This window comes from Acinetobacter sp. 228, assembly GCF_048147885.1.
Window position 1 is genome coordinate 1 of the sequence record NZ_JAYWYV010000492.1, and the last position, 1,121, is coordinate 1,121.

General features: G+C 37.3%; 2 protein-coding genes. Both read left to right on the top strand.

The genetic code is table 11. The annotated features are described in order from the left end of the window. A partial coding sequence (locus VXQ92_RS20135) for a hydrolase (RefSeq protein WP_416682978.1) occupies positions 1–558 on the top strand: 558 nt, incomplete at its 5' end. Between the two features lie 90 nt (positions 559–648). Further along, positions 649–1,121: aminotransferase class III-fold pyridoxal phosphate-dependent enzyme (locus VXQ92_RS20140; protein WP_416682979.1), on the top strand; the 473-nt coding region annotated here is incomplete at its 3' end.

Below are 1,121 nucleotides of genomic sequence, written 5' to 3' on the forward strand. Positions count from 1 at the left end.
GTTGTAGGTTGGTCTTTAGGTGGACAGTTAGCAACATATCTGGTTGACTTTTTTTATAAACAAACGGGCCAAACTAAAACGTTAATTACGCTTGCTTCTAATCCTTGTTTTGTGGCTAATACTTCGTGGCATACTGCTATGCCTGCTGATGTATTTAGTCAATTTAAAGCTTCCTTTTTACAGAATCCCCAAGCTACTTTAAAACGTTTTTATTATTTAATTACACTTGGCTCATCTCAGGCAAAACAAGATTGGCTTAGCGTACAAAACATAGCAAATCCGCCCACAAATGAACTGTTATTAGACGGTTTAAAAATGCTTGAGCAGCTAAATTTGGTAGATAACTTGAAAAACTATTCGGGACGACAGTTTCACCTGTTTGCTGAACAAGATAATGTCATTCCTTGCAAGATTGTTGAAAATTTTAAAGATATAGCGACAGAAAACATGGGTTATAAGCTATTAAAAGATGCTACTCATGCTTTTCCCTACTTACAGGTAGAGAGGACAATTGAAGAAATCTGCCAATTTTTAACAATTCATCAGCAAAGTTCATAAGCTTTGATTGATCTCGCAATTTTCTTTCATTCTTAACAGGTTTAACATGTGCTAAATGAAAGATTTGATTGCTGTAAAAGGGTATAGAGGATGACCGATAATTTTGATTTGGAACATATTTGGCATCCATATACTTCAATGACCCAACCTTTACCCACATTTAAAGTGAAGCGTGCCTATGGGGCAACGATTGAACTTGATGATGGTAGAACTTTAATTGATGGTATGTCATCTTGGTGGTGTGCAATTCATGGCTATAACCACCCTGAACTTAATCAGGCAGTGACCGACCAGCTACAAAATATGTCTCATATCATGTTTGGCGGTTTAACTCATGATCCTGCTATTGAACTTGGCAAAATTCTTTTAAAAATTACACCGCCGAGTCTCGATAAAATTTTTTATGCAGACTCAGGTTCGGTTGCCGTTGAAGTTGCTTTGAAAATGGCTGTGCAATTCTGGACAGCACAAGGCCAGCCACAAAAAACAAATTTTATTACTACACGTTCTGGTTATCACGGTGATACATGGAATGCGATGTCTGTTTGTGATCCAGTGACAGG